General features: G+C 71.4%; 15 protein-coding genes and 1 pseudogene. 4 read left to right on the top strand and 12 right to left on the bottom strand.

All coding sequences use genetic code 11. The annotated features are described in order from the left end of the window. A pseudogene (locus tag AB0J74_RS35700) lies at window positions 1-434 on the top strand (hypothetical protein); the annotation flags it as partial. Here the strand turns inward: AB0J74_RS35700 and AB0J74_RS35705 are convergent. From AB0J74_RS35705 to AB0J74_RS35715, 3 genes are all read right to left on the bottom strand, one after another. Further along, on the bottom strand, window positions 435-1,619 hold the full coding sequence (locus tag AB0J74_RS35705; RefSeq protein ID WP_363456630.1) for a PHB depolymerase family esterase: 1,185 nt from the start codon (window positions 1,617-1,619) through the stop codon (window positions 435-437). Window positions 1,620-1,718: 99 nt separating this feature from the next. Beyond that, window positions 1,719-2,102 carry an SCO5389 family protein gene (locus AB0J74_RS35710; RefSeq protein ID WP_363456633.1) on the bottom strand — a complete coding sequence of 128 codons (384 nt, stop codon included), beginning with the start codon at window positions 2,100-2,102 and terminating at the stop codon, window positions 1,719-1,721. 11 nt (window positions 2,103-2,113) lie between these two features. Next, entirely contained in the window at window positions 2,114-3,076 is a 963-nt protein-coding gene (locus tag AB0J74_RS35715; RefSeq protein WP_363456636.1) for an ATP-binding protein, read from the bottom strand. 83 nt (window positions 3,077-3,159) lie between these two features. On the opposite strand from AB0J74_RS35715, the gene AB0J74_RS35720 reads away from it, so the two are divergent. After that, the gene (locus AB0J74_RS35720) at window positions 3,160-4,959 is read left to right on the top strand and encodes a glycosyltransferase family 87 protein (RefSeq protein ID WP_363456639.1); all 1,800 of its coding nucleotides are present in this window, start codon (window positions 3,160-3,162) and stop codon (window positions 4,957-4,959) included. On the opposite strand, the gene AB0J74_RS35725 is transcribed toward AB0J74_RS35720, so the two are convergent. After that, a complete protein-coding gene (locus AB0J74_RS35725) occupies window positions 4,943-5,365 on the bottom strand; it encodes a hypothetical protein (protein ID WP_363456641.1) in 423 nt (140 codons plus the stop codon). The two genes, AB0J74_RS35720 and AB0J74_RS35725, sit on opposite strands and share 17 nt — an antisense overlap. 54 nt (window positions 5,366-5,419) lie before the next feature. On the opposite strand from AB0J74_RS35725, the gene lipB reads away from it, so the two are divergent. Beyond that, entirely contained in the window at window positions 5,420-6,058 is a 639-nt protein-coding gene (lipB, locus tag AB0J74_RS35730) for a lipoyl(octanoyl) transferase LipB (RefSeq protein ID WP_363456644.1), read from the top strand. 12 nt (window positions 6,059-6,070) lie between these two features. On the opposite strand, the gene aspS is transcribed toward lipB, so the two are convergent. Then, window positions 6,071-7,330, bottom strand: coding sequence for an aspartate--tRNA(Asn) ligase (gene aspS / locus AB0J74_RS35735; protein ID WP_363456647.1), 1,260 nt, complete (start codon window positions 7,328-7,330; stop codon window positions 6,071-6,073). A 340-nt stretch (window positions 7,331-7,670) separates the two neighbouring features. Here aspS and lipA point away from each other — a divergent pair, with 340 nt between their 5' ends. After that, entirely contained in the window at window positions 7,671-8,603 is a 933-nt protein-coding gene (gene lipA, locus AB0J74_RS35740; RefSeq protein ID WP_363456650.1) for a lipoyl synthase, read from the top strand. Window positions 8,604-8,606: 3 nt separating this feature from the next. On the opposite strand, the gene AB0J74_RS35745 is transcribed toward lipA, so the two are convergent. The 7 genes from AB0J74_RS35745 to AB0J74_RS35775 form a co-directional block, all read right to left on the bottom strand. Then, window positions 8,607-8,909 carry a HEAT repeat domain-containing protein gene (locus tag AB0J74_RS35745; protein WP_363456653.1) on the bottom strand — a complete coding sequence of 101 codons (303 nt, stop codon included), beginning with the start codon at window positions 8,907-8,909 and terminating at the stop codon, window positions 8,607-8,609. 39 nt (window positions 8,910-8,948) lie between these two features. Then, window positions 8,949-9,536, bottom strand: coding sequence for a tetratricopeptide repeat protein (locus AB0J74_RS35750; protein WP_363456655.1), 588 nt, complete (start codon window positions 9,534-9,536; stop codon window positions 8,949-8,951). Between the two features lie 75 nt (window positions 9,537-9,611). After that, entirely contained in the window at window positions 9,612-9,908 is a 297-nt protein-coding gene (locus AB0J74_RS35755) for a hypothetical protein (protein WP_363456657.1), read from the bottom strand. A gap of 147 nt (window positions 9,909-10,055) precedes the next feature. Beyond that, window positions 10,056-11,480 carry a type I glutamate--ammonia ligase gene (gene glnA, locus AB0J74_RS35760; RefSeq protein WP_363456774.1) on the bottom strand — a complete coding sequence of 475 codons (1,425 nt, stop codon included), beginning with the start codon at window positions 11,478-11,480 and terminating at the stop codon, window positions 10,056-10,058. Between the two features lie 265 nt (window positions 11,481-11,745). Further along, window positions 11,746-12,441, bottom strand: a complete 696-nt coding sequence (locus tag AB0J74_RS35765) for a DUF4191 domain-containing protein (RefSeq protein ID WP_363456660.1) — start codon at window positions 12,439-12,441, stop codon at window positions 11,746-11,748. 10 nt (window positions 12,442-12,451) lie between these two features. Next, entirely contained in the window at window positions 12,452-15,481 is a 3,030-nt protein-coding gene (locus AB0J74_RS35770) for an AAA family ATPase (RefSeq protein ID WP_363456662.1), read from the bottom strand. After that, window positions 15,478-15,648 (bottom strand): hypothetical protein, encoded by a 171-nt coding sequence (locus AB0J74_RS35775; RefSeq protein ID WP_363456665.1) that lies wholly within the window; start codon window positions 15,646-15,648, stop codon window positions 15,478-15,480. Before AB0J74_RS35775 ends, AB0J74_RS35770 begins: the two co-directional genes overlap by 4 nt. Between the last annotated feature and the right edge of the window lie 107 nt (window positions 15,649-15,755).

Raw genomic sequence — 15,755 nt, forward strand, 5'->3', positions numbered from 1 at the left:
TCACCGACCACCCGTTCCCGACCTGCTACGTCTGCGGCCCGGAGCGCGCCGACGGGCTCCGGATCTTTCCCGGCCCGGTCGGCGACGTGGTCGCGACGATCGACGCGGCGGCGGCCTTCGTGATCACCCGGCGTGGCGCGATCGCCGCCCGGGCCCGCACCCGGCTCTTCGCGGCCCGCTGCGAGCTGGGCCAGGCCGCCGCGGCCACCGAGGCCGAGCCGGTCGAGGCACTGGCCGCCGCGCGCGCCGCGCAGTCCCTGGGTAGCCAGGCACTGGCCGCGGCGCGCGCCGACGTGGAGCGCTGGACACCACCGGTCGACGGCTACGAGGGCGCCCTGCTCGGCGGCATCGTGCACGCTCCCGAGGGAGCCGGCCGCCCGTACGGCAGCCGCTTCGGCGGCCCGGGCACCCGCGACCGGGACCGGGCCGCCTAGCTAGCAGCCGACCACCCAGTAATCAGGGCCGGTCTGGCGCAGGGCGTTGGTCTGGAACACGTTGTAGAGGCCCATCGCCTGGTTCGAGCCGCGCGCGTACACGTAGCCGAGTTGCTGATACGCCCGCCCGGCCACGACGTGCGCGTAGTTGGTGGCCGTCACGCACGGGCCGCTCGTCGGCGGGTTGGTGGTCGGCGGAGTCGTGGTGGGCGGCGACGTCGGTCCCCCGGTGTTCAACCCGAAGAACGTCGCGTCGTAGTACGCGGAACAGATCGTGTCCAGGAAGTACGCCGCCGCCGTCCCGCACTGGTCGGCCGCGCTGCCCGGGTCGACCGGCGTGCCGTGCCCCATCCCGGACACCCGGTAGACACGCACCTGGTCGTTGCCGTAGCGCTCCTGCGTCGTGCCGCCGGGCAGCGACGAGGTGCCGGTCGGGCTGGCCGAGATGCCGAGCACGTTGGTCCACTGGTCGCGCGACTCGTTGGCGTTGGCCGTCGCGACGGTGAAGTCCGACGTGCCGTGCCAGATCGCCACCCGGGGCCGGGCGCCGGCGTAACCGGGGAACGCACCCCGCACGAGGTCGCCCCACTGCGCCGGTGTCTTGTCGACGCCCGGGTTCATGCAGCTGAACGCGTTGGCCATGCTGGTGGCGCAGCGGTACGGGATCCCGGCGATCACCGAACCGGCCGCGAACACGTCCGGATAGGTGGCCAGCATGACCGAACTCATCGCACCGCCGGCCGACAGCCCGCTGACGTAGACCCGGTTGGCCGCGGTGCCGTACGTGCTGACCGCGTAGCCGACCATCGACCGGATCGACGCGGCCTCGCCCTGGCCCCGGCCGATGTCACCGGGCTCGAACCAGTTGAAGCACGACGTCGCGTTGTTGCCGCTGCTCTGCTGCGGGATGATCAGCGCGAACCGCCACCGGTCAGCGAACGTGCGCCAGCCGCCGTTGGTGAAGTAGGTGGCGGCGTCCTGGCTGCACCCGTGCAGCAGCACCACGGCCGGCGCGCCGGTGGGCAGGCCGTCAGGCCGGTAGGCGTACATGGCCAGGTTTCCGGGGTTGGAGCCGAAGCCGCTGACCGGGCTGAGCTGCGCCGCCTGGGCGGGCGCGGCCAGTGCGAGCACTGCCGCGACGACCAGCGCCGCGCCGGCGGCGAGTAGGGATATGGACCGTCGCATCGCGACCTCCTCGCGGGGTTTCCGTGAGGCTACGATCGGCGGCCATCGATCTGACATGGCCGGCGATACCACATATCGACGACCGGGAGTGTGGCGTGGCTAACAATCACGCAGTTCCGGGGACTGGTTGCGGATCTGCGCGAGCGGGGAGACGAACTCGCGATATGCCGGGCCGTCCACCGTGGCCGGCGCGAAGGCGGCGACCCGGTGGCAGTTCTGGAAGGCCAGCGTGACGCCGAAGTGGCGCTCCAGGGCGCCGCGGATCGAGTCGCTGGCCAGCGCGCGGAGCAACTGGCCACGCTCGGCCTCGCTGGGCGGCGGCACCGCGTGCTCGGCGAACCGGTCGCCGGCCCGGGCGGCGACGTCGGAGACGACCTCCCAGGCGTAGGGCAGGGAGGTGCGGACGCAGTCGACGAACTCGGCGTCGTCGACGGCGCCGTTCTCGGCACGGACGAGCAGGTCGGCGGGCACGGTCAGGGACATGCGGGTCTCCTTCAACGGACGAGCTGGCGGTGGTCACCCAGGACGAAGTCCGGGTCGATCTGGTCGGCGAGGTCTTCGCCAATACGGTCGTTGGCCCAGGCGATGGCGTTGCGCCGGTGGAACTCGGCGGCCTGCCGGGCGTAGCGGTGCCAGTCCTTCTCCGCGGCGTCGGCGGCCTCGCGGACCAGCCGCAGGGCGGCGTGGTTGGCCGGTTCGAGGGCGTCCAGCGGGCGCACCTCGCCGCGTTCGGCGGCCCGCACCCAGTCCGACCGGCCGAACCAGGTGAGCAGGTCGTCGCCGACCTCGGCGCGCAGGAACGCCACGTCGGACCCGTCGACGATCTTGTTGCCGACCACGTGCACCCGGACGCCGCGGTCGCGGGCGTGGCCGAGGTACTGCCGGTAGACGGCGACACCGCGCACGGTCGGCTCGCAGACCAGGAACGTCGCGTCGAAGCGGGTGAACAGCCCGGACGCGAACGAGTCGGCGCCGGCGGTCATGTCCACCACGGCGTACTCCCCTGGGCCGTCGAGCAGGTGGTTGAGCAGCAACTCGACCGCGCCGACCTTGCCGTGGTAACACGCGACGCCGAGGTCCTGCTCCGCGAACGGGCCGGTCACGGCCAGCCGGACGCCGCCGACCTCGCGCACGACCAGGTCGTACACCGGGTTGGGGCCGTCGATGGTGAGCAACCGGGAGCCGCGACCGGGCGGCGTGGTCTTGACCATGGCGGCGGCCGAGGAGATCCGCGGGTTGTCGCCGCGCAGGTAGTCCTTGATCTGCGCGAGGTGGTCGCCCAGCGCCGGGCGCGTCGCGTCGTCGGCGGCGCCGAGGGCGGCGGCCAGATGCTGGTTGATGTCGGCGTCGATGGCGAGCAACGGCGGGCGGTCGGGCGCGGCGGCCAGGTGGCGGGCGAGCAGGGCGGCCAGCGTGGTCTTCCCGCTGCCGCCCTTCCCGACGAAGGCGATCTTCATGCTGACATTGGAAGTCATTTCCAATAACGGCGCAAGCAACAGGCGCTTTCTGGGCGTGTCGTCACCATTGGTAGCCTCCGCCCGTGTCGATCGCGTCCCCCGCTTCACCGACCGTCGCCGCGGAGCCGCCCGCACGGGTCTCCCGCTGGCGGGCAGATCTGCTGGTCACCGGCATCGCGGTGCTGCTCGCGCTGTGGGTGACCAGCGGGCTCTGGATCGACCCGAACGGGCGAGCCATCAAGGTCAACTCCAGTGACCAGGCCCTGTTCGAGTGGTTGCTGTCCTACGGCGCGCGGGCGATCACCCACAGCGAGAACCCGTTCTTCACCCACCTGATCGGGTTCCCCGACGGTGCCAATCTGGCCGTCAACACCTCGATCACGGTGTACGCCGTGGTCTTCGCGCCGTTGACCTTCCTGCTCGGCGCGCCGGTCACCTTCGCGGTGATCCTGACGCTGAACCTGGTCGCGACGGCGTACGCCTGGTTCTGGCTGCTCTCCCGGCACCTGGTCGGCTCGCGCCTGGCCGCGGCGACCGGGGCGCTGTTCATCGCGTTCGCGCCGAGCATGGTCTCGCATGCCAACGCCCACCTGAACTGGACGGCGGGCTGGCTGGCGCCGCTGGTGGTGTGGCGGGTGCTGCGGCTGCGCGAGGGCCGCTGGCTGCGCGATGGCGTGCTGCTCGGTGTGCTGGTCGCCATCACCTTCTCCATCGCCGCCGAGGGGCTGTTCTTCATCGCCCTGGCCTGCCTGGTCTTCCTCGGCACCTGGTCGGCGGCCACCGTCACCCGGGGCGAGGCGCGGGCCGCGCTGCCGGCCGTGCTGCGCGGCCTCGGTGTCACCGCGGTCGTCGCGTTCGCGCTCCTGGCGTACCCCATCTGGATGCATTTCTTCGGTCCGCAGCGGTTCGCGGGCACGGGCTTCGACGCCCGGGTGCACAGCGAGGACATCGCCGGGTACTTCGCGTTCCCGCAGCGCTCGCTGGCCGGGATCGCCGGGCTGGACACGTCGCTGGCGCCGAACGAGACGGAGGAGAACTCGTTCTTCGGTCTGCCGCTCGTGCTGCTCGCGGTGGCGGCGTTCTGGTACCTCTGGCGGGTGGCGTCGCCGGGCCGGCGGGCCACGCTGCGCGCGCTCGGGGTGACGGCGCTGGTGTTCACCGTGCTGTCCTGGGGGCCGGCGGTGAAGATCTTCACGAACTACACCGACGTGCCGCTGCCGTACGCGCTGCTCAACCCGCTTCCGGTGTTCAACGCGGCGTTGCCGCAACGGCTGGCCCTGGTGGTCACCCCGATCGTCGGCCTGCTTCTGGCCCTGCTGGTCGACGCGCGGCCGCGGGGCCGGGTCTGGCCCGTCGCGTTCGCCGTCGCCCTGGTGCCGCTGTTGCCGGTCAACCTGCTGACGGTGGCGCGCGAGCCGATCCCCGAGTTCATCACGTCGAACGACTGGGCGTCGGTCGTGCCGCCCGGCGGGGTCATCGCGACCGTCCCGTTCACCCTCGACACGGTGCCGGACGGGCAACGCTGGCAGGCGTACGCGTGGACGCACGGGCAGGGCGAGTTCTCGCTGGTGTCCGGGTTCTACCTGGGTCCCGGCGGGCCGGACGGTCGGGGCCGGATCGGGCCGGTGCCGCGGTACACCGACGGGATGCTCTACGACGTCGCCAAGACCGGGGTGGTCCCGCCGATCGGGCCGGCGGAGCAGGCCGAGGCGCGTGCCGACCTGGCCTACTGGCGGGTCGACGCGGTGGTGCTGGCCGACCGGATCCACGGCGCGAAGTGGCCGGTGCAGCACGACGCGCTGCTGACCGCGACCCGGCAGTTGCTCGGCCCGGGCGAGCGGATCGACGACGTCTGGGTCTGGCGGGTCACCAGAGGTAGCTGACCACGAAGGCGGCGCCGACCAGGGCGAACATGGCCAGCGCGACGGCCCGGAACCGGCGCTGGAGTGCGGGGATCTCGGCCGGGAGGGCGAAGACCCGGCGCGGCCACGCGCGCCAGGAGATCCACCAGAACAGGGCGGTGGCGGCGGCCAGCAGCGCCGCCTGTGCCGCCGCGGCGGCGCTGGGTTCCCTGACCGCCAGCGCGATGCCGGTGACCCAGAGCACGGTGATCAGGGCGACCACCCGCCAGCGGTTGCCGTGCGCGAGGACCCGCTGGGCGTCTTCGGTGTCGTCCCGGCCGACCATCGCGGCCAGCTTCGGCTGCACCGTGAACAGGCTGTAGGCCATCGACCCGAGCCAGAGCGCGGCCACGCCGGCATGGACGAGGACCAGCGCCCGGGTCACCATGACGCGCATCATGTCACCGGGTCGGTTCGCGCGGCGAGGGCTACGCTTTTGGTCGTGACCAGCGTGCTTCCCAAGCTCACCGCCCGCCGCCTCGGCATGATCGACTACCAGGCGGCCTGGGACGAGCAGCGACGCCTCCACGAAGAGGTCGCCGACGGCGTCACTCCCGACACCGTGCTGCTCCTCGAGCACCCCTCCGTCTACACCGCCGGCAAGCGCACCGAGGAGTCCGACCGGCCGACCGACGGCACCCCGGTGATCGCCGTCGACCGCGGCGGCAAGATCACCTGGCACGGGCCGGGTCAGCTCGTCGGCTACCCGATCCTGCGCCTGCCGGCCCCGATCGACGTGGTGGCCTACGTGCGCCGCACCGAGCAACTGCTGATCGACACCTGTGCCGAGCTTGGCCTTGAGACCACCCGGATCGAGGGCCGCAGCGGCGTCTGGGTGCCCGAAGACGACCGCGGCCCGGCCCGCAAGGTCGCCGCGATCGGCATCCGCGTCTCCCGCGGGGTGACCCAGCACGGGTTCGCGATCAACGCCAACTGCGACCTGGGCGCCTACGACCACATCGTCGCCTGCGGCATCCGCGACGCCGGGACGACGTCGGTCACGGCCGAACTGGGCCGGCAGGTCACCGTCGACGAGGTGTTGCCGATCGTCGAGCGGCGCCTGCCGACCCTGTTGGGCTGAGGGCCCGGCCTTCTACGGCGTGAGCCGGTGTAGGTCGCGGGGGAACACGGCGACCTCACGCACGTTGGTCGCGCCGAGGAGGCGGGCCACGAAGCGCTCCAGGCCGATGGCGAAACCGCCGTGCGGCGGCATGCCGTGCCGGAACGCCTCGACGTAGGTCTCGACGCCGGTCAGGTCGCCGTTCAGCGCGGCGACGTAGTCGGCGTACTCGTGCAACCGCTGCCCGCCGGTGACCATTTCCAGGCCGCGGAACAGCAGGTCGAACGAGTTCGAGTGGGTCGGCCGGCCCGGCTCGGGATGGGTGTAGAACGGCCTCTTGCGCATCGGGTAACCGGTCACGAAGAGGAAGTCCGAGCCGTGCTCGCGCAGCGCCCACTCGCCCAGCGCCCGCTCGTGCGCCGGCGCCAGGTCGGGCTCGTCGTCCGGCGCCCCGGCGATCTCCAGCGCGGTCGTGAAGTGGATGGCCGGGATCTCGGCGGGCACGTCGGGCATCTTGACCCCGGGCAGGCGGTCGCCCACCTGGTCGGTCATGCCGGCCACGACGTCGCGCAGCACCGCCATCACGTCGCGGTGGTCGTCGATGAAGCCCAACTCGACGTCGAGCGACGTGTACTGGGCCAGGTGCCGGGCGGTGTCGTGCGGCTCGGCGCGGAAGACCGGGCCGACCTCGTAGACCTGCTCGAACACCCCGACCATGAGCTGCTTGTAGAACTGCGGACTCTGGGCCAGGTAGGCCCGGCTGCCGAAGTAGTCGATGCCGAAGACGTTGGCCCCGCTCTCGGTGGCCGAGGCGACGATCTTGGGCGTGAAGATCTCGGTGAAGCCGCGCCGGTCGAGCGTCGCCCGGAAGCCCTCGGCGGCGGCCGCCGCGGCCGTGACCGCGCGGCGCCGGGTGGCGTGCCGCAGGGCCACCGACGCGTGGTCGAGCTGGGTGGGCAGGTTGGCGGTCAGCAGCGGCCGGTAGAGGTCGAACGGGGGCGGGGCGGCGGCTGCGCTCAGGGCGCGTATGACCGGCTCGGTGATCTCCACGCCCAACGGCGCGGCGCTGTTGACGGTCACCACGCCGGTGACCTCGACGACCGTCTCCTCGGTCAGCTCCTCGAGCTGTTGCCGCAGGCCAGGGTCGGTGATCACGATCTGGACCAGGCCGGCCCGGTCGCGCAGGATCAGGAACGCGACCGCCTTGAGCAGGCGGCGGCGGTGCACCCAGCCGGCGACGGTGACCGTTTCGCCGGGATGGGTGGGCAGCTGGCTGGACAGGATGCGTTGCATTGGTGGACCTCCTCGTCGGTCGCAACGCGATCCCCGGGAGGTGTGGGCGAGCGGGTTCCTCGCGGTGCCACCACACCTTCACCCCGGCGCACCGGGGCCTCATTTGTCGTGCCGCGGCTCGGGAGTGTCTTCGCGACCGGTGCCGGGCCACCGTCACAGCAACTGGTGGCTCTCTCGGCCGGCAGGGTCGATCGCTACTTGGTTCCGTCTGCGCCGTTGCCCGAGAGGTTACCGGAGGCCGCTACCGGTTAATCCGTGACCCGCTTCACAGGCGCGACGCACATGTGAACCCCGTCGCCCTGTATGTAGGAAGGATGAACACCGGGATACGCTCGGATTCGTGACGATCGCTCCAGAAGGCCGCCGGCTCCTGCGCGTCGAGGCGCGGAATGCCGAGACGCCGATCGAGCGCAAGCCGCCGTGGATCAAGGTCAAGGCCAAGATGGGCCCTGAGTTCACCTCGCTCCACGGTCTGGTTCAGCGCGAAGGCTTGCACACCGTGTGCCAGGAGGCTGGCTGTCCCAACATCTACGAGTGTTGGGAAGATCGCGAGGCCACCTTCCTGATCGGCGGCGACCAGTGCACCCGGCGCTGCGACTTCTGCCAGATCGATACCGGCAAGCCGGCCGAGTTCGACGCCGACGAGCCCCGCCGGGTCGCCGAGTCGGTCGCGACGATGGGCCTGCGCTACGCGACGGTCACCGGCGTCGCCCGCGACGATCTGCCCGACGGCGGCGCCTGGCTCTACGCGGAGACGGTCCGCCAGATCCACGCCCTCCAGGAGGGTTGCGGCGTCGAGTTGCTCATCCCCGACTTCAACGGCACGCCCGCGCTGCTGCGCGAGGTCTTCGAGTCGCGCCCCGAGGTGCTGGCGCACAACGTCGAGACGGTGCCGCGGATCTTCAAGCGGATCCGGCCGGGCTTCCGCTACGACCGTTCGCTCGACGTCATCACCCAGGCCCGCACCTTCGGCCTGGTCACCAAGTCCAACCTGATCCTGGGCATGGGCGAGGAGCGCGCCGAGATCTCACAGGCGCTGCGCGACCTGCACGACTCCGGCTGCGAACTGGTGACGATCACGCAATACCTGCGCCCGTCGCCGCGGCACCACCCGGTGGAGCGCTGGGTCAAGCCGGAGGAGTTCGTCGAGCTGGCGCAGGAGGCCGAGCAGATCGGCTTCGCCGGCGTGATGAGCGGCCCGCTGGTCCGCTCCAGCTACCGCGCCGGCCGGCTCTACCAGCAGGCACTGGCCGCGCGTACGCCCGCCGCCTGATCTTCAGGGCGTCACGGGTTCCTTGGCGTCGAGCAGGCGTAGTCCCTGCTCGGCCCAGGCCCGCAACGACTCGTCGTCGCTGCGCGACTGCGCGGTCAGCAGGGCCGCGGCGCGCGGCGCGCGGGCCTGGGCGATGAGCTCCAGCAGCCAGCACCGGACGCCGTGGTCGGTCTCGCGCCGGAACTCGTCGATCAGCCGGTCGACATGCTCGGCGGCGATGCCGCGCAGCCGCTGGAAACCGTCTTCCGCCAACTGCGGGTCACGGCGCCGCATCAGAAGCAGGGCCCGCGCGAACTCGTCCGCCATCGTCGCAGGCTAGTCCCGGACAGGCCCGCTAGGCGAGGGTCAGTTCGGGTTGTCGCCCCGTTGGGCGCGGAGGCTGCCGAGGTTGACCAGTGCGTGGTGGTCGCCGGCGTCGGCGGCGCGCTGATACCACCGCTCGGCGCCGGTCACGTCGCCCAGTTCCTCGGCCAGCACGCCGAGGCTGAACATGCCGGACGCGTTGCCGGCGTCGGCCGCCTGCTGGAACCAGCGCCGGGCCGCGTCCCGGTCGCCGCCGGTCTGGGCCAGGACGCCGAGGCTGACCAACGCGTCGCTCTCCCCCGCCTTGGCGGCCAGGTGCAGCCAGTGCTCGGCGGAGGTCCGATCGTCGCGCTCGGCCTGGAGCCCGGCGAGGTTGAGCATCGCGTCGGTGTCGCCGGCTTCGGCGGCCTGCTGGTACCAGAGTTCGGCGGCGCCCACGTCGCCGCGCATGGTCAGCAGGACGCCGAGGTTGACCATCGCGCCGGTGTGACCGGCGTCGGCGGCCCGCTGGTACCACTCCTCCGCCTCGGCCAGGTCCCACCGGTCCTGCAGAATCTGCCCGACGGCGGCCATCGCGTCGCTGTCACCAGCTTCCGCGGCGCGCCGGTACCACCGCTCCGCACCGGTCATGTCCCTCGCCTCCCGCCGATCCGACCCCCCGATTGAACATGGTGGCGGCGTCTCCGCCATCGGCGGCCCGGTCGCCTACTTCTTGGACAGTCGGCTTATACCCTGCCGCACGTCGTCGGGCGTCATGGCCGGTGCGAAGTCGATCCTGGCCTTCAGGCCGGAGAAGAGCGGCTCGGCCATCTCGATCATCCGCGATGGTTCGGCCAGGTCGAAGAAGACGTACGCGGTCCGCATGCCGTCGCGGGTGGTGAAGTAGACGGCCTCGGGCTCGAACCGCTCCATCATGGCGTCGATCATCTTCCCGAGCTTGCCGTCCTCGATGGCGCTGTTGGCGGCCTCGGTGTCCATCTGCATCGTCATGACCATGCGCATGTGCGGTTCCCCCGGTTGTGGTAGGCCGGTATCGACGTCCACATTTTCCCGCGCACGACGGCATTTCGTGGCTGTTTGCCCCGTTTCTGATTCGGGACACAGCGAAAAGGCCCGGCGCTGCCGCCGGGCCTTCTCACCGCGTGACCGTCAGACGTCGTAGTACATGGCGAACTCGTGCGGGGTCGGACGCAGGCGGACCGGGTCGACCTCGTTCTCGCGCTTGTAGTCGACCCAGGTCGAGATCAGGTCCGGGGTGAAGACGCCGCCCTCGAGCAGGTAGTCGTGGTCGGCCTCGAGCGAGTCCAGGACCTCGGGCAGCGAGCCCGGGACCTGCTTGACCGAGCTGTATTCCTCCGGCGGCAGGTCGTAGAGGTCCTTGTCGATCGGCTCCGGCGGCTCGATCTTGCTCTTGATGCCGTCGAGGCCGGCCATCAGCATCGCCGAGAAGGCCAGGTAGACGTTGGCCGACGGGTCCGGCACGCGGAACTCGACGCGCTTGGCCTTCGCGTTGCTGCCGGTCACCGGGATGCGGGTGCACGCGGAGCGGTTGCGCTGTGAGTAGACCAGGTTGACCGGGGCCTCGAAACCGGGCACCAGGCGGCGGTACGAGTTGACCGTCGGGTTGGTGAACGCCAGCAGCGACGGCGCGTGGTGCAGCAGGCCGCCGATGTACCAGCGGGCCATGTCGGACAGCCCGGCGTACCCCGTCTCGTCGTAGAACAGCGGCTCGCCGTTGAGCCAGAGGCTCTGGTGGGTGTGCATGCCGGAGCCGTTGTCACCGAACAGCGGCTTGGGCATGAACGTCGCGGTCTTGCCGGCGTGCCAGGCGGTGTTCTTGACGATGTATTTGAACAACTGGAGCTGGTCGCCCGCGTGCAGCAGGGTCGAGAACTTGTAGTTGATCTCGGCCTGGCCGGCGGTGCCGACCTCGTGGTGCGAGCGCTCCACCGTGAAGCCGCTGTCGACCAGGTTGCGCACGATCGAGTCGCGCAGGTCGGCGTAGTGGTCGACCGGCGGCACCGGGAAGTAGCCGCCCTTGTAGGCGGTCTTGTAGCCGCGGTTGCCACCCGGCTCCTCGCGACCGGTGTTCCACCAGCCCTCGACCGAGTCGATGTAGTAGAACGCCTGGTTGGAGCTGGTCTCGTGGCGGATCGAGTCGAAGATGTAGAACTCGGCCTCGGGCCCGAAGTAGGCGGTGTCGGCGATGCCGCTGGCCGCCAGGTAGGCCTCGGCCTTCTTCGCCACGTTCCGCGGGTCACGCGAGTAGGCCTCGCGGGTGAACGGGTCGTGGATGAAGAAGTTGAGGGCCAGCGTCTTCTGCGCCCGGAACGGGTCGATGAACGCGGAAGCCACGTCCGGCAGCAGCAGCATGTCGGACTCGTGGATCTGCTGGAAACCACGGATCGACGAACCGTCGAACGCGAGGCCGGTGGTGAAGATGTCGTCGTCGATGGACTCGACCGGGGCGTTGAAGTGCTGCATCACGCCGGGCAGGTCGCAGAACCGGACGTCGACGAACTTCACGTCCTCGTCTTTGAGGTATCGCAGGAGTTCCTCGGGATTGGCGAACAACACGTCCTCCTGGCACGTCGCTTTCATGGCTTGCGGTTCTCAAGCAAGGCTGGCAGCGACGGTATGGCTGAGCCGTTGCCCGAGCGTGTCGCAAAAGTTTCTGCCGTGTTACGTCACCCTCGGGCCGCCAGGAATGCCCGATTGGCCAGCGATCCAGCCGACCAAATCCGAACATATACCCCAAGACCGGCCGATTGGACGGACTTGCCGACGAGAAAAGCCGAGACCCGGCCCGGGTCTCGGCTTTCTCGTCGACTGGCGTGCCTCAGCGGCCGCGGGTCTGGCGGAACGCGCCCTTGGAGGGCCGCATGTTCTTGGGGATCGCGCCCTTGGGCATCTGGGGACGGGCCGCGGACAGCGCGGTCAGGCGCTTGTCGAGGGCGTTGACGTCTTTGCCGGTGAGGGCGCGCGGTAGCTTGGTCAGCGTCATGCGCAGCTTGCGGATCGGCACCTCGTCGTCGCCGTTGCCGATCACGTAGTCGTGCAGCGGCGCGTTGCCGATCACCTTGGCCAGGCGGCGCTTCTCCTGGCCCAGCATGCTGCGGACCCGCTGCGGGTTGCCCTCGGCCAGCAGGATGACGCCGGGCTTGCCGACGACCAGGTGGACCATGTCCATCGCCGTGGTCGAACTCACCGCCGGGCGGACCCGCCAGTCACCGCGCATGTTCTCGATGATCGAGGCGGCGGCGCCGGGTTGGCCCTCGGCCGCGTTCATCATCGCCCGGTTGGACCGCAGGTTGAGCACGATCAGCAGCGCGAGCAGGGCGATCAGGATGCCGAGGGGGATGAAGATCAGGCCCCAGCCGACGACGACCGCGAGCGCGGCGAGCAGCAACGGGATCAGCACCGCGCCGACCGCCAACGGGACGAACATCTTGTCCTGTTTGGCGGTGAACGAGAACACCATCCCGATCTGCTTCAGGCGTCCAAAGAACGACACCTTCTCTTCTGCCTTGGCCATGGCACGCAGTCTAGTGTCCGGATGCCGGGGTCTGTCCGCCGGCAATCATGTCGGCGCCCAGCAGCCCGAGCCGGTGGGCGACTGCTGCCGCTTCGATCCGATTCGTGACTTCGAGCTTGGCGATAATGCGCGAAACGTGCACGCTGACCGTTTTTGGCGATAGATAGAGTTCGGTGGCGATCCGGCTGTTGCTGTTGCCCGCCGCTACCAGCCGCAGCACCTCGCGCTCGCGCGCGGTGAGCACGTCTGGGCCCGCGCCGACGGCACCACGCAGCCCGACCCGGCGGGCCAGCCGGGCCACCTCGTCACGCAGCGGCCGTGCGTCGAGGTCGGCCGCGAGCGCACCCGCCTCTTCGAGCGCCTCGCCGGCGGCCGCGCGGTCGCCCACCGCGGCCAGCGTCTCGGCGTAGGCCACCAGGGCGCGGGCGAGCGGGTAGGGCTGGCCGTCGGTCCGCCACGCCTCGACCGCCGCGGCCCACCGCTGCCGCGCGGCCTCGGCGCGAGCCTGGCCCGCCGTCTCCCCGGCCTTGCCCCGCGCCGGTGCGGGATCGGCGCCATCCGACGCTGCGACCGCCGAACCCGGCGGGGCCGCCGTGAAGCTGGCGACGATCTGCGCGGCGTAGGCCCGGTCAGGCGGGTATTGGCATTCGAGCTCGGCGGCGAGCGCCTCGATCGACGACCGCAGCTCGGCGTCGTCGGCCGCCACCGCCGCGCGGGCCGAGACAGCCAGCAACGGCCAGGTGTAGCGCGGGTTGCCGACCAGATCCGTCGCGTCCAGCGCACCGTGCGCGGTCGCGGCCGCGGTGGCCACCTCGCCGGTGGCCAGCGCCGCCTCGACCTGGAGCACCAGCAGCGGCAGGCGGTGCTGCGCGCTGACATAGGGCCGCCGCAGGAAGGCCAGCGCCCGCCCGATCAGCTCGGGCGCGGAGGCGTCGCCGCGGGCGAGGCGGAGGTTGGCGCGGATCTGGAGCCAGTGCAGGCCCAGGTGGCCCGGTGGGTCGAAGCGGGCGGACTCGGCGCAGATCGCGTCGGCCTCGTCCCAGCGGCCCAGGGCCATCAGCGCCTCGGCGTGGTTGGAGCGCAGGAAGGCGCCGCTCGACCGGTCGACGCCGACTTTGGTGGAGTCTTTGGTGCCGAGCGCCGCCGTCTCGGCGGAGGCCGCGTATTGGCCGACCTCGAACAGCGCGTCGGAGATGTTGACCCGGGCGTGCACCAGGCCCTCGACGTCGCCGATGGACCTGGCCCACTCTTCGGCCTCGCGCAGCTCAGCCAGGCCGACGTCGCCGGCGGTCAGGCGGCTGCACACCCGGCCCAGCGTCAGCGTGGCGTGGACGGCCGCGGCGGCGTCGCCCAGCGTCTCGGCCGCCGCCCTGGCCAGCGAGGCGATCCGCGCCCCCTCGACGCGGTCGATCCGGCTGATCTGGTAGGCGATGTCGGCCAGCAGCTGGGCCCGGGCCGCGTCGTCGGGGGCCGCCTCGGCGAGCGTGACCGCCTCGCGGAGCTCGGCGGTGCCGTCGCTCTTGCCCAGCGAGCCGAGCAGCTTGCCCCGACGGGACAGCAGCCGGGCCGCGCGCAGCGGCTCGGCGGTGCGGTCGACGGCCTGCAGCGCGGCGCGGTTGAGGCTCAGCGAACGCTTGAAGTCGCCCGCCGTGTAGGTGGCGAGCATCGTCTCCTCGAGCAGCGTGAGGTGGTCGAGGCCGAGCCGCTCACCGGCGTCGGGGATCTGCTCCCACAGGTCGAGCACGCGCTCCAGCAGCCGGGCCTGCTCGGCGTGTGCGTAGCGCTCGCCGGCCGCGACGGCCGCCGCGCGCGAGGTGACCAGGGCCCGGGGATGGTCGTGGGCCGCGTACCAGTGATGGGCGATCTCGGCCGGTGCCCGCCCGGCGGCGACCAGCGTGGGGTCGGCCTCGATGGCGGCCGCGTAGCGGGCGTGCAGGCGCGCGTGCTCGCCGGGCAGCAGGTCGTCGTGCACCGCCTCGCGGACCAGCGCGTGGCGGAACTCGTAGCCGCCGTCGGGATCGGCCACCAGCAACTGCGCGGTGACCGCGGTGCGCAACGCGGTGTCGAGTGCGGTCTCCGGCAGGCCGGCCACGGTGGTGAGCAGGTCGTGCCCGATGCGGTTGCCGCCCGCCGCGGCGATCCGCAACACCGGCTGGGCCGACTCGGGCAGCCGGTCGACCCGGGCCAGCAGCAGGTCGCGCAGGCTCTCCGGGATGTCGGCGCAGGCCATCGGGTCGCCGGACGCAGCCAGCTCCTCGATGAAGAACGGGTTGCCCTGTGCCCGCATGTGCACCTTGTCGATCGACCGCTGGGCCGGCTCGCCGCCGAAGATGCTGGCCAGGATCTCGGCGGTGCCGTCGCGGTCGAGCCGGCCGAGGTCGAGCCGCTCGACGCCGCGGGCCCGGTCGAGCTCGGCGACGAACGCCCGCAGCGGGTGGCCGCGGTGCAGCTCGTCGGTGCGGTAGGTGCAGATCATCAGCACCCGCGCCGCCCGGGCGCCACGGACCAGGAACTCGATCAGGTCGCGGGTGGACCGGTCGGCCCAGTGCAGGTCTTCGAGCACGACGACCACCGGCCGGTCGGCGGCCAGCCGGGCGAGCAGCGTCGCGACCCGGTCGAAGAGCACACCGCGGTGCGCGTCGGGCGAGACGGCGCCCAGCTCCGGAAGGAGCCGGGCGAACTCGGCCTCGTGACCGTCGAGGATCGCGAGGCCGTCGGTGCGGACCAGCTCGCGCACGATGCCGGCGAACGGCGCGTAGGGCAGGCCTTCCTCGCCGAGCTCGAGGCACTGGCCGGTGAGGAACCTCGCGCCGCCCCCGTGCCGGGCGAACTCCTCGATCAGCCGCGTCTTGCCGACGCCGGCCTCGCCGCCGACCAGCACCATCGCCGGCTCGTCGGTGCGGACCCGCTTGAGCGCTTCGCGCAGCGCGGCGATCTCGGCGTCACGGCCGACGAACGCGGTGCTGCGGGCACGAACGGTCACAGCGTCGAGAATGCCACGCGGGTGCGACAGGACGCCGCCGAGATTTCGCGCGGTCAAGCAGGCCTCCGCCGCAACGCCGGCCGCATCGAAGCGGCTTCGGTGGAATCGGTCGAGGACGCGTGGCGACGCAACGCGCGGGCCAGTCGGCCACCGCGCACATCAGCGGCCAGCGACTCCACGCGGGCACGGTGCAGTTCGAGAACCAGGTACGGGTCGTTGATCATCGCGGGCTCCTCGGCCGTCGTCGTTCGGTGTCGACGTTGACGATTCGCGCGCAGGTAGCCGCCGCACACCCGGCGCCGGCCCTATCCCGACTGCCTTACCCGGCCCC

The organism is Asanoa sp. NPDC049573 (assembly GCF_040676615.1).
Taxonomy (GTDB): Bacteria; Actinomycetota; Actinomycetes; order Mycobacteriales; family Micromonosporaceae; genus Asanoa.

What these genes read in the sequence shown, in the direction of transcription:
- AB0J74_RS35705 (WP_363456630.1), bottom strand. Translation starts at nt 1,619, where the DNA reads ATGCGACGGTCCATATCCCTACTCGCCGCCGGCGCGGCGCTGGTCGTC.
- AB0J74_RS35710 (WP_363456633.1), bottom strand. Translation starts at nt 2,102, where the DNA reads ATGTCCCTGACCGTGCCCGCCGACCTGCTCGTCCGTGCCGAGAACGGC.
- AB0J74_RS35715 (WP_363456636.1), bottom strand. Translation starts at nt 3,076, where the DNA reads ATGAAGATCGCCTTCGTCGGGAAGGGCGGCAGCGGGAAGACCACGCTG.
- AB0J74_RS35725 (WP_363456641.1), bottom strand. Translation starts at nt 5,365, where the DNA reads ATGGTGACCCGGGCGCTGGTCCTCGTCCATGCCGGCGTGGCCGCGCTC.
- aspS (WP_363456647.1), bottom strand. Translation starts at nt 7,330, where the DNA reads ATGCAACGCATCCTGTCCAGCCAGCTGCCCACCCATCCCGGCGAAACG.
- AB0J74_RS35745 (WP_363456653.1), bottom strand. Translation starts at nt 8,909, where the DNA reads ATGGCGGACGAGTTCGCGCGGGCCCTGCTTCTGATGCGGCGCCGTGAC.
- AB0J74_RS35750 (WP_363456655.1), bottom strand. Translation starts at nt 9,536, where the DNA reads ATGACCGGTGCGGAGCGGTGGTACCGGCGCGCCGCGGAAGCTGGTGAC.
- AB0J74_RS35755 (WP_363456657.1), bottom strand. Translation starts at nt 9,908, where the DNA reads ATGCGCATGGTCATGACGATGCAGATGGACACCGAGGCCGCCAACAGC.
- AB0J74_RS35765 (WP_363456660.1), bottom strand. Translation starts at nt 12,441, where the DNA reads ATGGCCAAGGCAGAAGAGAAGGTGTCGTTCTTTGGACGCCTGAAGCAG.
- AB0J74_RS35775 (WP_363456665.1), bottom strand. Translation starts at nt 15,648, where the DNA reads ATGATCAACGACCCGTACCTGGTTCTCGAACTGCACCGTGCCCGCGTG.